Source organism: Burkholderia sp. AU16482, assembly GCF_002223285.1.
Taxonomy (GTDB): Bacteria; Pseudomonadota; Gammaproteobacteria; order Burkholderiales; family Burkholderiaceae; genus Burkholderia; species Burkholderia semiarida.
On sequence record NZ_NKEY01000009.1, the window covers coordinates 384819 to 402923 of the forward strand.

Annotated in this window: 22 protein-coding genes; 17 read left to right on the top strand and 5 right to left on the bottom strand. The window is 67.8% G+C overall.

The features are described from left to right. Positions 1–63: 63 nt before the first annotated feature. Complete coding sequence (locus CFB35_RS32215) at positions 64–822, bottom strand: YoaK family protein (RefSeq protein WP_059575128.1); 759 nt, start codon at positions 820–822, stop codon at positions 64–66. Positions 823–1057: 235 nt separating this feature from the next. On the opposite strand from CFB35_RS32215, the gene CFB35_RS32220 reads away from it, so the two are divergent. The 10 genes from CFB35_RS32220 (at position 1058) to CFB35_RS32265 (ending at position 10168) form a co-directional block, all read left to right on the top strand. Beyond that, a complete protein-coding gene (locus CFB35_RS32220) occupies positions 1058–1408 on the top strand; it encodes a hypothetical protein (RefSeq protein WP_089466245.1) in 351 nt (116 codons plus the stop codon). Beyond that, positions 1405–1617, top strand: coding sequence for a twin transmembrane helix small protein (locus CFB35_RS32225; protein ID WP_006489184.1), 213 nt, complete (start codon positions 1405–1407; stop codon positions 1615–1617). Before CFB35_RS32220 ends, CFB35_RS32225 begins: the two co-directional genes overlap by 4 nt. 280 nt (positions 1618–1897) lie before the next feature. After that, the gene (locus tag CFB35_RS32230) at positions 1898–2701 is read left to right on the top strand and encodes a transporter substrate-binding domain-containing protein (protein WP_089466169.1); all 804 of its coding nucleotides are present in this window, start codon (positions 1898–1900) and stop codon (positions 2699–2701) included. 4 nt (positions 2702–2705) lie between these two features. Beyond that, positions 2706–3440: an ABC transporter permease gene (locus CFB35_RS32235; RefSeq protein WP_089466170.1), complete on the top strand. Its 735-nt coding sequence runs from the start codon at positions 2706–2708 to the stop codon at positions 3438–3440. Beyond that, positions 3437–4204 (top strand): ABC transporter permease, encoded by a 768-nt coding sequence (locus CFB35_RS32240; protein WP_089466171.1) that lies wholly within the window; start codon positions 3437–3439, stop codon positions 4202–4204. Before CFB35_RS32235 ends, CFB35_RS32240 begins: the two co-directional genes overlap by 4 nt. A gap of 26 nt (positions 4205–4230) precedes the next feature. After that, a complete protein-coding gene (locus CFB35_RS32245; protein WP_089466172.1) occupies positions 4231–5613 on the top strand; it encodes an LLM class flavin-dependent oxidoreductase in 1383 nt (460 codons plus the stop codon). Between the two features lie 102 nt (positions 5614–5715). Continuing rightward, complete coding sequence (locus tag CFB35_RS32250) at positions 5716–7284, top strand: sugar ABC transporter ATP-binding protein (protein ID WP_089466173.1); 1569 nt, start codon at positions 5716–5718, stop codon at positions 7282–7284. Then, positions 7281–8339, top strand: a complete 1059-nt coding sequence (locus CFB35_RS32255) for an ABC transporter permease (protein WP_089466174.1) — start codon at positions 7281–7283, stop codon at positions 8337–8339. Before CFB35_RS32250 ends, CFB35_RS32255 begins: the two co-directional genes overlap by 4 nt. 167 nt (positions 8340–8506) lie before the next feature. Then, positions 8507–9577, top strand: a complete 1071-nt coding sequence (locus tag CFB35_RS32260; protein ID WP_089466175.1) for a substrate-binding domain-containing protein — start codon at positions 8507–8509, stop codon at positions 9575–9577. A gap of 60 nt (positions 9578–9637) precedes the next feature. Continuing rightward, on the top strand, positions 9638–10168 hold the full coding sequence (locus CFB35_RS32265) for an OsmC family protein (RefSeq protein ID WP_059575139.1): 531 nt from the start codon (positions 9638–9640) through the stop codon (positions 10166–10168). A 143-nt stretch (positions 10169–10311) separates the two neighbouring features. On the opposite strand, the gene CFB35_RS32270 is transcribed toward CFB35_RS32265, so the two are convergent. Continuing rightward, positions 10312–11232: an AraC family transcriptional regulator gene (locus tag CFB35_RS32270; protein WP_059575238.1), complete on the bottom strand. Its 921-nt coding sequence runs from the start codon at positions 11230–11232 to the stop codon at positions 10312–10314. Between the two features lie 138 nt (positions 11233–11370). Between CFB35_RS32270 and CFB35_RS32275 the strand changes: the two genes are divergently transcribed. After that, positions 11371–12336, top strand: coding sequence for an SDR family NAD(P)-dependent oxidoreductase (locus tag CFB35_RS32275; RefSeq protein WP_059575141.1), 966 nt, complete (start codon positions 11371–11373; stop codon positions 12334–12336). Positions 12337–12418: 82 nt separating this feature from the next. On the opposite strand, the gene CFB35_RS32280 is transcribed toward CFB35_RS32275, so the two are convergent. Both CFB35_RS32280 and CFB35_RS32285 read right to left on the bottom strand, forming a co-directional pair. Beyond that, entirely contained in the window at positions 12419–13711 is a 1293-nt protein-coding gene (locus tag CFB35_RS32280) for a HipA domain-containing protein (RefSeq protein ID WP_059575144.1), read from the bottom strand. After that, positions 13701–13985: a helix-turn-helix transcriptional regulator gene (locus CFB35_RS32285; RefSeq protein ID WP_059575146.1), complete on the bottom strand. Its 285-nt coding sequence runs from the start codon at positions 13983–13985 to the stop codon at positions 13701–13703. Before CFB35_RS32285 ends, CFB35_RS32280 begins: the two co-directional genes overlap by 11 nt. Positions 13986–14487: 502 nt before the next feature. On the opposite strand from CFB35_RS32285, the gene CFB35_RS32290 reads away from it, so the two are divergent. The 4 genes from CFB35_RS32290 (at position 14488) to CFB35_RS32305 (ending at position 16192) form a co-directional block, all read left to right on the top strand. After that, positions 14488–15198 (top strand): MgtC/SapB family protein, encoded by a 711-nt coding sequence (locus tag CFB35_RS32290; RefSeq protein ID WP_059575148.1) that lies wholly within the window; start codon positions 14488–14490, stop codon positions 15196–15198. Positions 15199–15269: 71 nt separating this feature from the next. Then, positions 15270–15695, top strand: coding sequence for a CBS domain-containing protein (locus tag CFB35_RS32295; protein ID WP_059575150.1), 426 nt, complete (start codon positions 15270–15272; stop codon positions 15693–15695). Between the two features lie 27 nt (positions 15696–15722). After that, positions 15723–15992: a DUF2934 domain-containing protein gene (locus CFB35_RS32300; RefSeq protein WP_179231825.1), complete on the top strand. Its 270-nt coding sequence runs from the start codon at positions 15723–15725 to the stop codon at positions 15990–15992. Between the two features lie 35 nt (positions 15993–16027). After that, the gene (locus CFB35_RS32305) at positions 16028–16192 is read left to right on the top strand and encodes an alpha helical protein (RefSeq protein ID WP_059575154.1); all 165 of its coding nucleotides are present in this window, start codon (positions 16028–16030) and stop codon (positions 16190–16192) included. 71 nt (positions 16193–16263) lie between these two features. On the opposite strand, the gene CFB35_RS35185 is transcribed toward CFB35_RS32305, so the two are convergent. Beyond that, positions 16264–16407 (bottom strand): hypothetical protein, encoded by a 144-nt coding sequence (locus tag CFB35_RS35185; RefSeq protein WP_179231826.1) that lies wholly within the window; start codon positions 16405–16407, stop codon positions 16264–16266. A 254-nt stretch (positions 16408–16661) separates the two neighbouring features. Between CFB35_RS35185 and CFB35_RS32310 the strand changes: the two genes are divergently transcribed. Then, a complete protein-coding gene (locus tag CFB35_RS32310) occupies positions 16662–16943 on the top strand; it encodes a hypothetical protein (RefSeq protein ID WP_059575157.1) in 282 nt (93 codons plus the stop codon). A 205-nt stretch (positions 16944–17148) separates the two neighbouring features. Continuing rightward, the gene (locus CFB35_RS32315; protein WP_059575159.1) at positions 17149–18075 is read left to right on the top strand and encodes a TauD/TfdA family dioxygenase; all 927 of its coding nucleotides are present in this window, start codon (positions 17149–17151) and stop codon (positions 18073–18075) included. The last annotated feature ends 30 nt before the right edge of the window (positions 18076–18105 follow it).

Consider the following 18105-nt stretch of genomic DNA (forward strand, 5'->3'; position numbering starts at 1 on the left):
TCGATATGTTAATCAAATTATAATCGATCCGTTTTCGGCGTTACCGCGGCAAGCGCCGCACGATCAGCGTTTGCTGCGCACCAGCGCGAGCAGATCGTCGATCACCGGCACGACGGCGAGCGTGACGAGCACCGCGGCGAGCGGCACGGTCGACACGTAACCCACGTGCTTGAACCCGATCGCGCCGGCCAGGCCGCCGACGAAGAACGACGCGAGCATCGTCGCGTGTATCCGCAGTTTCGACCGGTTGGCGATTACCGCGTGCGCGTCGACGTCGATGGCCGAGCGGTTCCAGTAGAACAGCTTGCCGAGCTCGATGCCGAGGTCGGTCACGATGCCGGTGATGTGCGTCGTGCGGATTTCCGCGCCGGACAACTTCGTGATCGTCGCGTTCTGCAGCCCCATGATGAAGCACAGCAGCGTCACGGTCACCGGCACGAAGAACGTTTCCCACAGCGCGAGATGGCTGCCGAGCAGCCCGAACAGCAACAGCAGCGCGGCTTCGACCAGCAGCGGCAGCATGAACTGGCTGTGCAGCCCGCGGCGGCGGCCCCAGTTGACGAGGATCGCCGAACAGGCGGCGCCGATCAGGAACGACCCCAGCGAGCTGATGCCGGCGAGCGCGAGCCGCACGTCGCCGAGCGCCGTCTGGTCGGCGATCGCCGACACGATGCCGCTCATGTGCGACGTGTATTGCTTGACCGCGAGAAAGCCGCCGGCATTGGCCGCGCCGGCGACGAACGCGAGCGAAAACCCGAGCTGGCGGTTGGCGTCCGCGCTGCGGTGTTTTCCGGTCAGGTTTCGAAAGTACTGCGCTGGCATAGGGGCTTCGCTCGATCGTCGCGGATTCGCGGGTACAGGCGGAAAACCGGTGCCGGAGGGCGTGGCGGGCCCGCCGCTTGCACCGGATGCCGCGGCTGTCGAATCATGTGATGGACATGATAATGTCATTATCATACTCTGTTGGCCGGATGGTGCATTCAGTACAATGACGGAAGGCGCCGCCGGCCGGCTGTTTCGCCGCCGCGCGGCGCCGATCACTTCTGCCCACCGCTTCATGACCCCGATCAAGTTCATCCTTCGCTACACGGCGATCCCGTTCACGGCCATCGTCGCCGTGGTGGTCTGGACCGTCATTCCATCGTCGAAAGAGATCGATGCGAGACAATATGCGGCGCTGTCGCGTGCGTACGCAAGTTTCCCGCTGCCGTTCCGGCGCGAGATCTCGGACACGATGGCGGACGGCACGATCAACGACCGGCGCTACCAGGCGCTCGTGCGCGATTCGCTGGGCAACGGCGTCGCGCTGGACTGGCCGGCGTCGGGCGTCGGCGGCGTCGCCGACGAGCGGCAAAAACTGGCCGAACTGATTCAGGCCGATTCGGATCTTCAAAGGCAACGGCAATGAAAACCCTGCTGGTTTCTGTGGCATTCGCGATGATCATCGCGAGCCTGATCTTCGCGCTGTACTTCATGAATCACGATCGCGGCAAGTCCAAGCGGATGGCGTGGTCGCTCGCCGCGCGCGTCGGATTGTCGGTCACGCTGTTTCTGTCGCTGCTGATCGCGTACAAGCTCGGCTGGATCGAACCGACCGGGTTGCCGATCGGGCGGTGAGGCGCAGGTTTCGGGCGGGGGCGGGCGGTTCGGGCCGGCGATGCCGCGTCGTGCCGCCTTCGCCTCAACGGCGGCTCGTACCGTTTCAGGCGGGGCACTCGGCGAGCGGCGCTGCGTTCCGCGTGTGGTATGCGGATCGGTTGACTCGTCGTATATCGCCGGATCAGATATTCATCGAAAAAATAACCATTTGGTACACACATAGGCAGGCTCTACAGTCTCGCATCCTGCTGCCGGTTGCGATGCCGGCGATTTCGAGACTATTTCAGAAGCCTGCCTGATGAATCGACTGCTCTACTCCCGGGCCTGCACCGCAGCGGCCGCGCTGTTCGTGCTCGGCCTCGTGCCGGTTTCCCATGCGGCTCAGCCGACGTTGCGCGTCGGCATCGACGCCGAGTCGTATCCGCCTTTCTTTTCGAAGGACGCGACCGGCAAGTGGAAGGGGTGGGAAGTCGACGTGCTCGATGCCGCGTGCGGCAAGCTGAACGTGCGATGCGAGCTCACCGACATTGCGTGGGACGGCCTGATTCCGGCGTTGCAGAACCGCAAGATCGACGTGATCTGGTCGTCGATGACGATCACCGGCGAACGGCAGAAAGCCATCGATTTCAGCCGCGCGTATTACGAATCGCCGACGGTGTTCGTCGGCGCGAAAAGCGACCGGCGCCGCGTCGACTGCGCGGTCCCCGCGACCTTCAAGGGCCGCGTGATCGGCGTCGAGGCCGGCACCAACTTCTCGGCATTCCTGGATGCCCGCTTCAAGCAGGACGCGCAGATCAAGGCGTTCGACAAGTTCGACAACGCGCTCGCCGATCTGGTGTCCGGTCGCGTCGACTACGTGCAGGAAGGCAAGGGGCTGTTCACGGCGTTCCTCGCGTCGCGCGACGGCAAGGACTTCGAGGTCAAGGCCACGTGCGCGGACGATCCGGTGCTGGGCCTCGGCATCGGCGCGGGCGTGCGCCACGGCGATGAGCTGCGCGGCAAGCTGTCGACCGCGATCACGCAACTGCAGCAGGACGGCACGTGGGATGCGATCACCGCCCGCTATCCGAACCTGAAAGGCACGATCGAGAAGGGCCGCTGAACCGATGGCCGCGGACGATTCGCTACTCGCTTTGCTCGCCTTCGGCGACGGCGGTTATGGCCGCGTGTTCGCGAGCGCGTTCGCGCTGACGTTCGGCGTCGCGGCCGCGTCGTTCTGCACCGGCGTGCTGCTCGGCATCGCCGGCGCGCTCGGCAAGCTGTCGCGTTACGCGGCGCTCGTGTGGCTGGCGCGGCTCTATACGATGCTCGTGCGCGCGCTGCCCGAGCTGCTGTGCCTGCTGCTCGCGTTCTACGCGGTCGCACCGGCCATCGAGAACGCGCTGCGCGGCAGCGGCATCGTACCCGGCGACTTCGCGTTCGACCCGTTCGTCGTCGCCGCACTGTCGCTCGGCTTCATCCAGGGCGCGTATCTCACCGACATCTTCCGCGCGGCGCTCGTCAACGTGCCGGTCGGCCAGATCGAAGCCGCGCACGCGTATGGGATGACGTCCTGGCAGACGTTCGCGCGCATCCGGCTGCCGGCCGCCGCGCGGCTCGCGCTGCCGGGCGTCGGCAACGTGTGGCTGAACGCGACCAAGGACGCGTCGTTCATCAGCGTGCTCGGTTCGTTCACGGATCTGCTGAAGGCGAGCCAGCTCGCGGCCGGCGCGACGCGGCACTACGTATTCTTCTATCTGGTCACGGCCGCGCTGTTCCTGTTGCTGAGCGTCACGTCGGCGGGCATCTTCGCGGCGCTCGAGCGGCATGCGAATCGCGGCACGAGGCGTGCGACGACATGATCTTCTCGCTGCCTTTCCTGCTCGACACGGTAATGCCGAAGCTGCTCGCCGCGGTGCCGACGACGCTGGCGCTGACGCTTGTGTCGGGTGCGGCCAGCGTGCTGCTGGGCGTGCCGCTCGCGCTCGCCGCCGGCGCACGCCATACGCCGTTGCGCTGGTCCGCGCGCGGCTGGCTCATGCTGATCCGCGGCACGCCGCTGCTCGTCCAGCTCTATCTGTTGTACTACGGATTCGGGCAGATCGTCCCGCGCGAGTGGATGCGCGACAGCTGGGCGTCGCCGCTGCTGCGTGACGCGTTCTGGTACGCGATCGTCGCGTTGAGCGTGAACGAGAGCGCGTATGTCGCGACGATCCTGCGCGGCGCGATCGCCGGCGTGCCGGCTGGCGAGATCGAGGCCGGCCACGCATACGGGATGACGCGCGTGCAGGTGCTGCGCCGCATCGTCGGCCCGCGTGCGTGGCGGCTTGCGCTGCCCGCGCTCACCGGAGAGGCGATCCTGCTGCTGAAATCGACCGTCCTCGCGTCCACCGTGACCGTGTTCGACGTGATGGGCACGGCCAATACGCTGCGCTTCGAGACGTTGCGCGTGTACGAACCGCTGGCCGGTGCGGCGATCGTCTATGTCGTGCTGGTCGCGCTGCTGACCATTCCTGCCGCCCGTCTCGAGCAGCGCGTCAATCGCTACCTGACGCGCGCACCCGACGAACGCATGCCCGCCCGACGCCGCCGCGCGTCGTCGGGCGCGTGGGCGGCGCCCAACTGATTCCTGCCCTGGTAACGAATTCCACGATGTCCGATCCTCGCCCCTTGCTGTTTTCCCTGTATGAACAAGCCAGCGTCGGCTGCGGCGGCGCGCCGAGCCTGTGGACCCATCCGGCTGATGAACGGCTGCGTGCGAATACGCTCGGGTTCTGGTCGAACCTCGCGCGCACGGCCGAACAGGCCGATCTCGACATGCTGTTCTTCGCGGACGTGCTCGGCCTGTACGACGTCTATGGCGGGTCGGCCGACGCGGCGCTGCAGTGGGCGGTCGAGGCGCCCGCGAACGATCCGATGATGCTGATCGCGGCGCTGGTCGCGCAGACGGAGCGGCTCGCGTTCGGAGTGACCGCGAGCACGACCTACGAGCACCCGTTCGCGCTCGCGCGCCGCTTCAGCACGCTCGATCATCTGAGCAACGGCCGGATCGGCTGGAACATCGTGACGTCCTATCTGACGAGCGCCGCACGCAACTTCGGGCTCGACCGGATGATCGGCCACGACGAACGCTACGCGCGCGCGGAGGAATTTCTCGACGTCGTGTACAAACTGTGGGAAGGGAGCTGGGCGGACGATGCGGTCGTCGCCGACAAGCACGCGCCGCGCTATGCGCGTGGCGACCGCGTGCGGCCGATCGCGCACGAAGGCACGCACTATCGCGTGCAGGGGCCGCACGTCTGCGCGCCGTCGCCGCAGCGCTCGCCCGTGCTGATCCAGGCCGGCTGGTCGGGGCGCGGACGCGCGTTCGCGGCGAAGCATGCGGAGGTGGTGTTCGTCGCGAAGTCGAACCCGCACGAGATTCGTGCGGGCCTCGACGAGATCCGACGACTCGCGGCCGAACGCGGCCGGGCGGCGGACGACGTGAAGTCGCTGACGGTGCTGCGGATCGTGACGGCGCGCTCGTCGAGCGACGCGAAGGAGAAATATCACACGCTGCAGCAACACTATCACCGGCACGCGCAACTCGTCAGCTATGCGGGCGACACCGGCATCGACATCGACCGCTATGCGGACGACGAGCCGCTGACGACGCACACGGAAGGGCTGACGTCCTACGTGGTGCGGCCGGACGGCAGCGGCAAGCCGCTCACGGCCGGCGACGTGCGGCGCAAGTTCGCGAGCGTCACGCGCGGCACCGACCTGATCCTCGTCGGCTCGCCCGACGAAATCGCGGACCAGCTCGCCGAGCATGCGCGGCAGTCGACGACGAGCGGCTACATGCTCAATCCGCTGATCAGCCCGGGCACGCTCGACGATTTCGCCGAACTGATCGTGCCGGAACTGAAGAAGCGCGGCCTGTACCGCACGACGCCGGCGAGCGGCACCTTCCGTTCACGGCTGGGCGGCCGCGACCGCCTGCCGGATACGGCCTACGGCGCTTCGTTCCGGTTTCCCGTGCCGGAAGCGGGCTGACGAGGCGATCGATGCCGGACGACCCTCAGCGGAGTTGCATGACATGACCGACGACGTACTGTTCCTGCTGCAACCGCATCGTGCCGACCGGAATCTTCGGGCATGAATGGCGCGATGAACGAAACCATGGACACGACGCGGCGCGAAGATCGATCGCATCGATCGGCGTCGCCGCCCGTCCTGAGCGCCGCCGGCATCGCGAAACGCTTCGACGCGACCGTCGCGCTGGCGGCGCTCGATCTGTCGATCGGCGCCGGAGAAGTCGTCGCGCTGATGGGCGCGAATGGCGCGGGCAAGTCGACCTTTGTCAAGATCCTGAGCGGCGCGCTGCAAGCGGACGCCGGCACGCTGACGCTGCACGGCGAACCGTATCGGCCGGGTTCGCCGCACGCGGCCAAGCGGCTCGGCGTCGCGACCGTGCACCAGTCGGTGGCCGACGCCGTCGTGCCGACGCTATCGATCGCCGACAACCTGCTGCTGGACCGACTGTGCGATCCGGCCTCGCCGTGGCGCGTGCCGCCGGCCGCGCGGCGTGGCGCGGCGCGATCGCTCGCCGCGCGGGTCGGGCTCGACGTCGATCTGGCGGCGCCGCTGGCCTCGCTGTCGCTGGCCGACCAGCAGCGCGTGACCTTGGCGCGCGCGCTGGCCGGGCAGCCGTCGTTGTTGATTCTCGACGAGCCGACTGCCAGCTTGTCCGCCGCGGAGGCCGAACGGCTGTTCGTCCTGATGGACGCATTGCGCCGCGACGGCGTCGCCATCCTGCTGGTATCGCATCGGCTCGGCGATTTGCGTCGCATCGCCGATCGTGCGGCGATCGTCCGCGACGGCCGGATCGTTGCCGATCTGGCCGCGCCGATCGATTTCGACGCCGCGGTGGAAACGATGATCGGCCGGCCGCTGCCGCGTACGCGTGCGGCGGCGCCGGAGCGTGCCGGGCTGGCCGGATCCGGGGCCGAGGTCGGTTCAGGCTTCAGCGTGCGGCAGATCCGGCTGACGCCGACCAGTACGCCGTTCGATCTCGACGTCCGGCGCGGCGAGATCGTCGCGATCGCGGGCCCGGTCGGCGGGGGCAAGTCGCGCTTCGCACGGACGATCTTCGGCGCGGTGCGGGCGGCGGCCGGCGAGATGACGCTCGACGGCCGGCCGTGGCGGCCGCGTTCGCCGGCGGACGCGATTCGCGCCGGCGTATTCCTGGCCGGCGAGGATCGCTGGCGCACGTCGCTGTTTCCCGACAGCGTGCCGTTCGCGTCGATCGCGGGCACGATCGGCTTTCCGTTCCTGTCGCGCTGGTTCGCGAGCGGCGCGGTGCGCCGAGCCCGCGAACGCACGGCGGCCGCGGCGGCGATCGCGCGGTTCGGCATTCGCTGCGAGGGGCCCGACGATCGCGTCGCGCACCTGTCCGGCGGCAACCAGCAGAAGGTCGTGCTCGCGCGCTGGCACGCCGAACCGGCGCGGCTGCTGCTGCTCGACGAACCGTTCCAGGGCATCGATGCGGGCGCGCGCGCCGATATCGTCGATACGCTGCGCCGTCATGCGCATGAGCGCGCGACGATCGTGTTCGTCGGCGATCTCGAGGAAGCCGCCGAGATCGCCGACCGTATCGTGCGGTTCGATCGCGCGACGCTCGATGGTCTGCCTCCGACTGCTTCCATCGTGGGTGCTTGCTCATGAAACCCGTGACTTCTTCCGATGTACGTCATGCCGCATCCGTCGAACGGTCGTCGCGCGCCGGGCCGGCGCGCATCCGCGATGTGCTCGAACGAACCGGCATCCTGCTCGTGCTCGCCGCTCTCGTGGTCGTGTTCGCGATCAGGGAGCCCGCGTTCCTGAACCTCGACAACCTGTTCAGCATCCTGCAGGCGGTGTCGATCGTCGCGTTGCTCGGCGTCGGCGTGACGGTCACGCTCGCGGCCGGTGGTTTCGACCTGTCGGTCGGCAGCGTGGCCGCGACCGCGCAGATGGCCGCGAGCTACGTGCTGGTCGTCTGGCACGGCAGCGCGTGGGCGGCCGTGATCGCCTGCGTCGCGCTCGGCGTGGCCGCCGGATTGTTCAACGGCCTGCTGATTACGCGGCTGCGCGTGCCCGACCAGCTCGCGACGCTCGGCACGCTGTTCCTGCTGGCCGGCCTGCAGTTGATCCCCACCGGCGGCCGTTCGCTGGCGACCGGCTCCGTGCTGCCCGACGGCACGGATGCGACGGGCGTGTTCCCCGACGCGTTTCTCGCGCTCGGCCGGCTGCGCGTGTTCGACGTCGTACCGTTGCCGGTGCTGGTGCTTGCGGCCGTGACGGTGCTGGCCTGCATCACGATGGAAGCGACGCGCTGGGGGCGCGTGATCTATGCGATCGGCGGCAACGAAACGGCCGCGCGGCTGGCCGGCGCACCGGCCGCGCGCTACCGCGTCGCCGCATATGTCGTGTCGGGCGCGATCGCATCGCTGGGCGGCGTGCTGATCGCCGCGCGGGTCGGCCGCGGCGACGTGAGCGCGGGGCACTCGCTGCTGCTCGACGCGGTGGCCGCCGCGCTGATCGGTCACGCGGTGTGGGGCGCGAAGCGGCCCAACGTGTTCGGCACGGTCGTCGGCGCGGTGTTCGTCGGCGTGCTGCTCAACGGGCTGACGATGCTGAACGCACCGTACTACATGCAGGATTTCATCAAGGGCGTGCTGCTCGTGCTGGCCTTGGCGTTTACGTTCGGCATCGGGCGGCGTGCGGATGCCCGGGCGTGATGGGTGAGGTCGCCGAGACTCGGATCAGGCATGGACGGATTCGAAGAATCTTCAGGCTGGGCTGTTTGTTATCCAAAGTAATATCGATTGCCGAATCGGTCGGTTTGAGTTTGCGTGTCGCGCTGATAGATTGAACCGATATCGTTCTATATGGAGACAGACGCGCCATGCGCTCATTGCTTCGCCGAAAGTCACGCATCGAACCGAAACTCGGCGCGCTCGCGCTGGGCGTCGCGCTCGTGCTGGGTGTGCCCGCGGCGTACGCCGGCCCGCTCAAGGGCGCGCCGGCGCCGTTCGACAAGGGCGGCGTGAAGATCGCGCTCGTCAACTACCTGTCGACCGGCGATTTCTTCCAGGCCTACGAAGCTGGCGCGCAGAAGCAGGCACGTGCGCTCGGCGTCGATCTGCGCATCTACGAAGGCCGGCAGGACGCGGCCGAGCAGCGCGAGCAGATTCAGCAGGCGATCAGCATCGGCGTGTCCGCGATCATCGTCAATCACGGCTTGCCGGAATCGCTGAAGGACGTCGTTCAGCGTGCGCTGGACAAAGGCATCAAGGTCGTTGCGTTCGACGTCGATCTCGCCAATCCGAAGGTGCCGCAGATCGAGCAGAACGATCGCGACCTCGCAAACCTGCTGCTCGATCAGGCCGTGAAGGACAACGGCGACGCGTTCGCGGCAGGGTACGTGTACGTGGCCGGATTCGCGCCGCTCGACCGGCGCGATGCCGCGTGGCGCGACTTCAAGCGTGCGCACCCGAAGGTGAAGGAAAAGGCGCGCTGGGGCACCGTCGACAATCCGATCGCGCAATCGGTCGCGAACCAGGCGGCCGCGGCGTATCGCGCCAATCCCGACATTCGTGTGGTGTTCGCGCCGTACGACGAGTTCGCGCGCGGCGCAAAGCTCGCGGCGGACGAGGCCAGGCTGTCGTCGAAGCTGCGCATCTACAGCGCGGACGTGTCGACGGCCGACATCGAGGCGATTCGCGCGCCGAACAGCGCGTGGGTCGCGACGGCCGCGACCAATCCGGCGGTCGTCGGCGCGGTGTCGGTCCGAGCCGCGGCGCTGCTGGTGGCCGGGCAAAACCCGGGCGCGCGCATCGCGGTCAAGCCGACGCTGATTACGCGCGACGATCTCGTGAAGAACGACATTCATACCGTCGCCGAACTCGGCGCGAGGTTTCCGGCGTTCCGCGCGAGCGACGCGGCGACGGCCGCGTGGATTCCGGCGGCCGAGTAATCGCCCTGGCGCGCAACGAACCGATCCGTCGCCTGCGTGCCGCCTACCCATGACTCGACCATGACGACCCTGAACGACTATCTCGTACAAAAGCGCGACGCCTGGCGAGCGAAGCAGCAGGCCGCCCGCAACGATCCCGATCTCAAGGCGACGCCGCTGAAGGCGACCGTGCGCGCGCTCGGTCGCAGCGGCGTGCGCGAGATCCGGATTCGCGACTTCCAGGTGATCAGCGACAGCCCGCCCGATTTCGCGGGCTACAACCTCGGGCCTGCGTCGCCGGAACTGCAACTGGGCGTGCTCGGCAGTTGCCTCACGCACATCACGTTGATCCAGGCCGCGGAGCGGGGCCTGAAGATCGACGCGATCGAAGTCGAAGTCACCGGCGACCAGCATCCGCTCGCGCAGCAGCCGGGGTTCGAGCACGTTCCGGTATTCCCGCACAACATCCGCTATACGCTGGACATCGTGTCGCCGGAGCCGCCGGAGGTCATTCGGGCGTTGCATCAGGCGGTCGAAGCGGTGTGCCCGATCTTCAATTTGCTGAGGCTGCCGCAGCACATCGAAGGGGAATTGCGGCATACGAGCGGGTGATGCGCCGACGCATTGCTGCTCGGCCGAGTTTGTAAATGGAATCGGTGTATTGTGATAAGAATACTTATCCCGATGGTGGTAATTCAAGTGCAGAGCGTTGGCGTATTCGGACCACCGCGTGCCCGACGAGGGCCGTAACGACGCTAGTTGCCCGATTCCTTCGTCACGTCATGACGATAGGCACGCGGCGAGCAGCCCACGATGCGTTTGAACGCATGGCCGAACGCGCTATCCGAGTCGTAGCCGAGCCGCTGCGCGATCGCCGAGATCGACGCCGTGGAGTGGCGCAGTTCGTGCATCGCCAGCTGTATCCGCCACCGCAGCACGTATTCGAGCGGGCCGAACCCGAGCCGCCGCTTGAAATGCAGCGCGAACGTCGAACGCGACACATGGCAGCAGGCCGCCAGCGCGTCGACGGTCCAGCGTCGCTCGGGCGCCGCGTGAATCGCGGCCAGCGCCGCGCTCACCCGCGGATCCGCGAATCCGGCCAGCCACCCGACGTCGCCGTTCGCGCCGGCGTCCACATAGCGCCGCAGGATCTGCACGAGCATCATGTGTCCGAGATGCCGAACCATCAGCGAGCCGCCCGGCGACGCCGCGACGAACTCCCGTGCGAGTTGCTGCAGCGACCAGCGCAGTACCGCCGCCGGTTCGGAATCGCCGCTCACGATCACCACGGGCGGCAGGCTGCCGAGCAGCAGCGGCATCCGTTCTTCGTAGGCGAAGCGGCCGCCGATCAGAAAGCAATCGGCCGGTTCGCCATAGTGCGCGATACCGCGGTCGACATGTCGGTACACGTCGGCGGCGGGCACCGGCGCGACCGACGGATCGCTCGCCAGCGAAAATGCCCGCGGCGCGGCGAGCAGGAAGCAGTCGCCCGTGCGCAGCCGGACGGGTGGCCCCGCACCGTCGACGGTCAGCCAGCAACTGCCTTCGACCACCGCGTTGAACTTGATCCCGTCGGGCGGGGGAAGGTCGACCGCCCACGGGCCGCCGGCCCGCAGGCCGGTGAAAAACGAGTCGCGCGTTTCCAGCAGCGACAGCACTTCCGATAGCGGGTCCACGCGCAATCCCGGACGATCTCGACGAAAAACCGGATTCTATTGCATTCACAGTCCGGATGCGCGGCCGGAGAATGGGCTCATGCAGTGACGCGGCCGATGGGCGGCCGCGTGCTTCGCACGCCGTTCCTGGAGCTTTCAATGACGAGCAGGCAGCACCCCCTTTATTCCGGATTCGACGCTGCATCGACGGCGAGCGACGTCCTGGCCGGTCTCGACCTGCGCGGCAAGACCGCGATCGTCACGGGCGGCCATTCGGGTCTCGGGCTCGCAACCACGCGTGCACTGGCGCAAGCCGGCGCGCGCGTCGTCGTCGGCGCGCGGAGCGTCGCGGCCGCGCGCGAGGCGACGCGCGACATCGCCGGCGTGGAGATCGCGACGCTCGATCTCGCGGACCCCGCGAGCGTGGATGCATTCGCGGCCCGGTTTGTCGACGCGCGGCGCAACGTACATATCGTCATCAACAGCGCGGGCATCATGGCCTGCCCCGAGACCCGCGTCGGCGACGGTCGGGAAGCGCAGATGGCCGTCAATCACCTCGGTCACTACGTGCTCGTCAACCGCCTATGGCCTGCGCTCGCGCACGGCGACGGCGCACGTGTGGTCGCGGTGTCGTCGCTCGGGCACCGGCTGTCGCCGATCCGTTGGGACGATATCGCGTTCACGCGCGGTTACGACAAATGGCTGGCGTACGGACAGTCGAAAACCGCTAACGCCTTGTTCGCGGTGCAGCTCGACGTGCTCGGTGCGCCATTCGGCGTTCGCGCATATTCGCTGCATCCCGGCAAGATCGCGACGCCGCTGCAGCGCCATCTGACGCGCGAGGAAATGATGGCGCAAGGTTGGGTGGACGAGCACGGTGTGCCGATCGATCCGACTTTCAAGACACCTGAGCAGGGTGCGGCAACCCAGGTATGGGCGGCGACGTCGCCGCGCGTTGCCGATCTCGGCGGTGTTTATTGCGAGGATTGCGACGTCGCGACAGTGACGCGCGGCAACGAGGAATCAGGCGTGCGGCCGCATGCGATCGATCCGGAGGAAGCGGCGCGGCTGTGGGCGTGGTCCGCGGCCGCGACGGGCGTCGATGCCTTTGCCGTGCGGCGCTGACGCCTAGGTATTCGCCGGGCCGGGCGCCGCGGGGGTATCCGGCGGCGGCACGACATCCGCGCGCGGCAGCCTATCCGCACGTCTACCGCAGCGCGCGCCCCATCTCCGCGATCGGCATCGCGACGATCGAATTCAGCAATCGCATTTCCCCGGCGTCCGGATGCGCGATGTGCCGCACTTCATCGAGCGCCTGCACGACGAGACGATCGAGCGGTTCGAGAAAGCGCCGCAGTTCGCTGGCGGCCGCTTTCTCCCTGAGCCCGAGCGCCTGGCCGAACACGACCAGTGCGTCCATGTCGATATCGGCGAACCGCGTCGCATGTCCGAGCGGCATCGTCAGCTCGCAGTGCGGCCAGTGATCGCCGCGATGGTCGGGCCGGTGCGTCGGCGTGTGATACACGACCGTGCTGACGATGTCGTAGAACGGCGCGAGCCGATAGCCGCGCGCGTCGACGAAGAACGACAGGTTCTTCAGGTGCGCGTCGGCATTGCCGACCACCACGTTGAACACGGTCCAGCGGAACACCGACAGGCGCGTGAGCGCTCTCGTGCTGGTGCGCTCGATCGCGCGGGCCAGTTCCTGTGCGTTCGCCCGCTGATATTTGAAACCGCGGTCGTAGTTGAGCAACTGCATCGCGTCGATCGTATGCACGCGCGCGGCCGGTTCGGACGCGACATCGCGGTCGAACCGGTCGATCACGTAGCACGCGGACGGCGCGCGCAGGAAATGCACGTCCGGTACGTCGAGCCCCATCTTCTTCGCGAGCCGCATGCAGAAGAACTCGTTGATCGCCGAATGCGGATAGCCGGCAGCACGCATGTCGGGTTTGAGGAGGTGCATCGACGGTTCGCTGCCGACCGGCTCGAACAGCGCGTAGTCGGGCGCGTCGCCGCGCAGCACCAGCAGCAGCTTCTGCTGCGCTCCGGCCGCCGACATGCGCTTGGGTGCGGTAGCCGTCAGCGCGCGTTCGGGCATCGCCTGGATTCGCCGTTCGAGCTCGTCGAGCGGCAGCGGCTGCAGGCCGCCGGGCGCTTCGCGTTCGCCATCGGCCAGCAGCGTCAGCGCGCCGGCCGATTCGCGGCCGAAGTACGCGAGCAGGCCCCACGCGTCGGCCGCATCGACCTTCGCCTCGCGCGCGAGCGACGTGCGCATGCCTTCCTCGGGCAGCAGGTTGTCGAAGAACCACTGCACTGGACGATCGGTCGACGTGTCGGTGAACACGCCCGCGCGCAGCGGGAACGCCGGCGACAGTGGATACGCGGCGGGTGACGCGAGCCATTGCGGGTCGTACGCGAACGACCAGATGCCTTTATCGTCGGTCAGCGTGCCCATGCGCACGCCGTTGGCGGACGCGATCAGCGTTCTAGCCGCCATGGCTGCTCCTGCGGCGTTGCGCGGCTTTCAGCGCGGTGGCTTCGGATATCTCGACCGACGACTCGGCGTACAGGCGCACGCCGAGCTCGGCCAGCAGCAGCATGACCTTGCCGATTTGCGCGGTCGGCTTGCCGGCTTCCACCTGACTGATGAATTTCGGCGACAGGCCGGTCGCGTTCGCGAGCTCGTCCCGCGTGAACCCCTGCTGGATCCGCGCGGAACGAATGAGGTGGGCGAGCGCGCCGATCGTGTCGACGGACTGGGACTCCGACATGACGTTCTCCGTGCTTCGTATCTGAGCGGGAACAGTATCGCATAACTCGCCAAGTCGGGCGGTAATTCGTATTCGTACGGGAACGAACAGATGCTTCCGACGCCGGGGGACGGCATTTCGTACCCGCTCGGGAACAGATTGTCTGGAAACGGCCGTTGAGAGCCGTTCGCGTATCTGATCGGATACGGAGCGAGGGGCGCCGGGCGCCTTTGCATGCGCGTCCGACCCGCTACGCCGGGAAAGGCACCCGGCGGATGTTCGCGGGCGGCGGGTCGGTTCGTCGCCGTCTGCGCCCGGCGTGGCGACGCACGATCATTCCGCGAACGGGCGCCGACCACCTCCGCCACGGTGGCACGGTGCGCGCCGAACCCCCTTTCTACAATTCCGTCCGACGTACTACAGGCGCCGCCGCACCCGAAAAGCAGGCCCGGTCCTTGCGCCGGGCAGGCGTCGCCGGCGGCGTTCGCGCCCCGACACATGACGATTTGCACGGGAGGCGCGCATGGAACCGATGCCGGTCGTACTGCAGTGGCACGACGTTCTCGTCAGGATCGCGCTGGCGCTCGTCGCGGGCGGGCTGATCGGCCTCGATCGCAGCGAATCCGGCAAGACGGCCGGGCTGCGGACGACGATCCTCGTCTGTCTCGCCGCATGTCTGTCGATGCTGCAGGTCAATGCGCTGCTGCTGCAGGCGGGCAAACCGGAGGGCGCGTTTTCGGTGCTGGACCTGATGCGGCTGCCGCTCGGCATCCTGACCGGAATGGGCTTCATCGGCGGCGGCGCGATCCTTCATCGCGATGGCCTCGTATCCGGCGTCACCACGGCCGCGACGCTGTGGTTCGTCACCGTCATCGGGCTGTGCGTCGGCGGCGGCCAGTTGTCACTCGGCGCGCTCGGGCTGGTGCTCGCCTTGCTCGTCGTCTGGCCGCTGCGGCTGGTCGAGCAGCGCTTGCGGCGCGTCCGGACCGCGCTGGTCACGATCGAATATCCGCCGGGCTCGGTTGCGCGCGAACAACTGATCGCGAAGCTGAGCCGGGCGGGATTCACGTGCCGGACGAAAAGCTTTTGCGAAACGGCTGCACGCGCGGTGCGCGAGGAAGAACTGTTCGTGCAGTGGCGCGAAGCGGCCAGCGCCGACGTGATGCTGAAGCAGTTGATGCGGATCGTCGAATCCGCGGGCCTGACGTCGGTCCGTTGCTCGACGGAGAACTGACGCGCGCGGCCGCTGGAACGCGCGATGCTCGTGCAGCAGGCCGCCGTGGGCGGCTTACCCAGGAGCGAAACATGACATGTGTATCGGAGGTGATGACACGCGACGCCGCGACCATCGGCCCGACGCAGAGCCTGCGCGAGGCGGCCCGGCTGATGAGCGAGCTGAACGTCGGCGCGCTGCCCGTTTGCGATGGCACGCGGCTGATCGGGATGCTGACGGATCGCGACATCGTCGTGCGCGCGGTGTCGATGGGCGTGCCGCCGAACGAGTCGATCGAGGGCGTCGTCAGCGGACCCGCGAACTGGTGTTATGAGGACGACGACATTTCAGTGGTGCAAAAGAAGATGGAAGATGCGCAGATTCGCCGCGTGCCGGTGGTCGACCGGCAGAAGCGGCTGGTCGGCATCGTCGCGCTGGGCGATCTGGCGACGGCCGCGGACGGCGCGATGTCGTCGACGCTCGGCGCGGTGTCGGCGCCGGCGCGCCCGGATCGGTGAAGTGCCATGACAGACACGGAGAACGACATGAACGAAGACAGGGAAACGCAGGTTCGCGAGCGTGCGTATCGGCTGTGGCAGGCGGATGGCGCGCCGGACGGCCGGGCCGACGAATACTGGCAGCGGGCCGAGCAGCAGCTCGATGCCGAGGGCAGAAGCGCGGACGGGCGCGTCGGGCAGACGGCCGATTCGCCGGTCGATCAGTCCGCGAAGCGCCGCATTCCGGGCGACCCGCTGCAGGACGTCGATGCGGTGCCGACCGGCGAGGTCGCGCATGAAAGGCGGCGTACGCGGTGAAGCGCGGGTAAGGCCGAGCCGGAAGGAGGACGACGATGACGGCGCATGCAGGCGAAAAGGCGGAAAAGACCGGTAACTTTCGATGCGAGAAATGCAATCGGTCGACGCACGTGCAGGCGGGGCACCCGATCCCGACGTGCCCGCATGGCGGCAACGACACGTACGGCGAGCGAACGCGCGAACCGGGCAACAAGCAGTAAGGTGATGCGGGCGGCGCACTTCGCTTCGCGCGACGCGCAGACCGGCAACGCGCGCCGCGGCGACACGCGTGCTAACCGTCCTCGCCCACTTCGGTCGGGTCCGGCAAGTCGGGCAGGTCGTCGTGACGGTCGTCGCGCTCCGGCGCTGGAATGTCCGGCGTGTCGGTCATATCGTCGTCGTTCGGTGTCGCGTTTGTCGCGGGCGTCGTGATCATGATTGTCCTCCTCGGTGTCGAAAGGGCACCGGCGCGCAGCCGGCATGTCGCTATCGAGCATCGCGCGTGCCACGGGTATTGCCGTTCCTGCATCGGGTGATGCGTCGCTTGTAATTTCTTCAGCGGATTCATCCGCTGGCCGTGCGACGAGGCAGCCCGATAACGGCATGTCGCTTGCTGGAAGCGTTGCAGGCTGCCGCACCGCCCGTCGCCGCGTGGCGCGGCGCAGTCAGCATCCGGACAGGGAGAACGTCATGACGCAGGACACTCAACGACAGCACACCGCGTCGCCCGATGCGGCACGCGAGACGACCGACGCGCCGGACCGGCGCAAGCCGGCGCCCGGTGGCGAATCGACCGCGCGCCCCGGCCATGCGCCCGGTGGCGGCGAACTCGACACGATTCCGGAGGACCAGGCGCGCAAGGTCGTGCCCGACGATCCGCGCCAGACCGAGGTGCGCGATCCGGCCGGCAAGCCGCGGCCCGACGAGCACGACGTGCCGGACGATTCGGGCAATCGGCCGCGGCCGCTGTAGCGCGGCTCGCGGCGCAGGCTGACGCGGGATGAACCCGGGTGGAGTCTCCGGCCATCGGCACCGGCTGCACGATCCCCCGAGCGGCGCCGTATGCGCGAGCAGCGATCTTTATCACCGCAGCAGATAAACGTATCGGAATCGCTTCGTTGACGCACGCCGGCACGGCCTCGTAGATTCGCGTTTTGACCGAATCAGGGGCCGTGCCGTGACGACTACCGCCATCCGCGACGCCGCAACGCTTTCCGCCGGGCATCCCGCCTTGCGGCCGGACGGCGCGGCGCAGCATTTCGACATCGTGCCGTTCGACGCGCCGCTCGGCGCCGAGGTGATCGGCGTCGACCTGTCGCAACCGCTCCACGACGACGATTTCGCGCGCATCCATCGCGCGCATCTCGATCACCACGTGCTGGTGTTTCGCGACCAGCGCATCACGCCGGACGAGCACATCGCATTCAGCCGCCGCTTCGGGCCGCTGCAGATTCACGTACTGCACCAGTTCGCGCTGGCCGGCCACCCGGAAGTGCTGATCGTGTCGAACATCGTCGAGAACGGCAAACCGGTCGGGCTCGGCGACGCCGGTCATTTCTGGCACTCCGACCTGTCGTACAAGGAAAAGCCGAGCCTCGGCTCGCTGCTGCACGCGCAGGAATTGCCGGCGGAAGGCGGCGACACGCTGTTCGCGAACATGCACCTCGCGTGGGACACGCTGCCGGCCCACTTGCGCCGCGCGGTCGAAGGGCGGCGCGCCGAGCATACGTATCTCGCGCGCTATGCGGAGCTGCAGGCGCGCAGCCCGTGGCGTCCCAACCTGTCGCCCGAACAGATCGCGCAGGTCGCGGCAGTCGTTCATCCGGTCGTGCGCACGCATCCGGAAACCGGCCGCAAGGCGCTGTTCGTCAGCGAGCATTTCACGACGCGCATCGTCGGCCTGCCCGACGACGAAAGCCGCGCGCTGCTCGACGAATTGTTCGCGCACAGCGTGCGCGCCGAGCACCTGTATCGGCACGCGTGGCGCGACCACGATCTGGTGTTCTGGGACAACCGTTCGCTGATGCATCTGGCCGCCGGCACGCCCGACCACCTGCGCCGCAAGCTGTACCGCACGACGATCGAAGGCGACGCGCCTTTCTGAGCCGCGCGCCGCGTCCTTCATTTCCGCCCG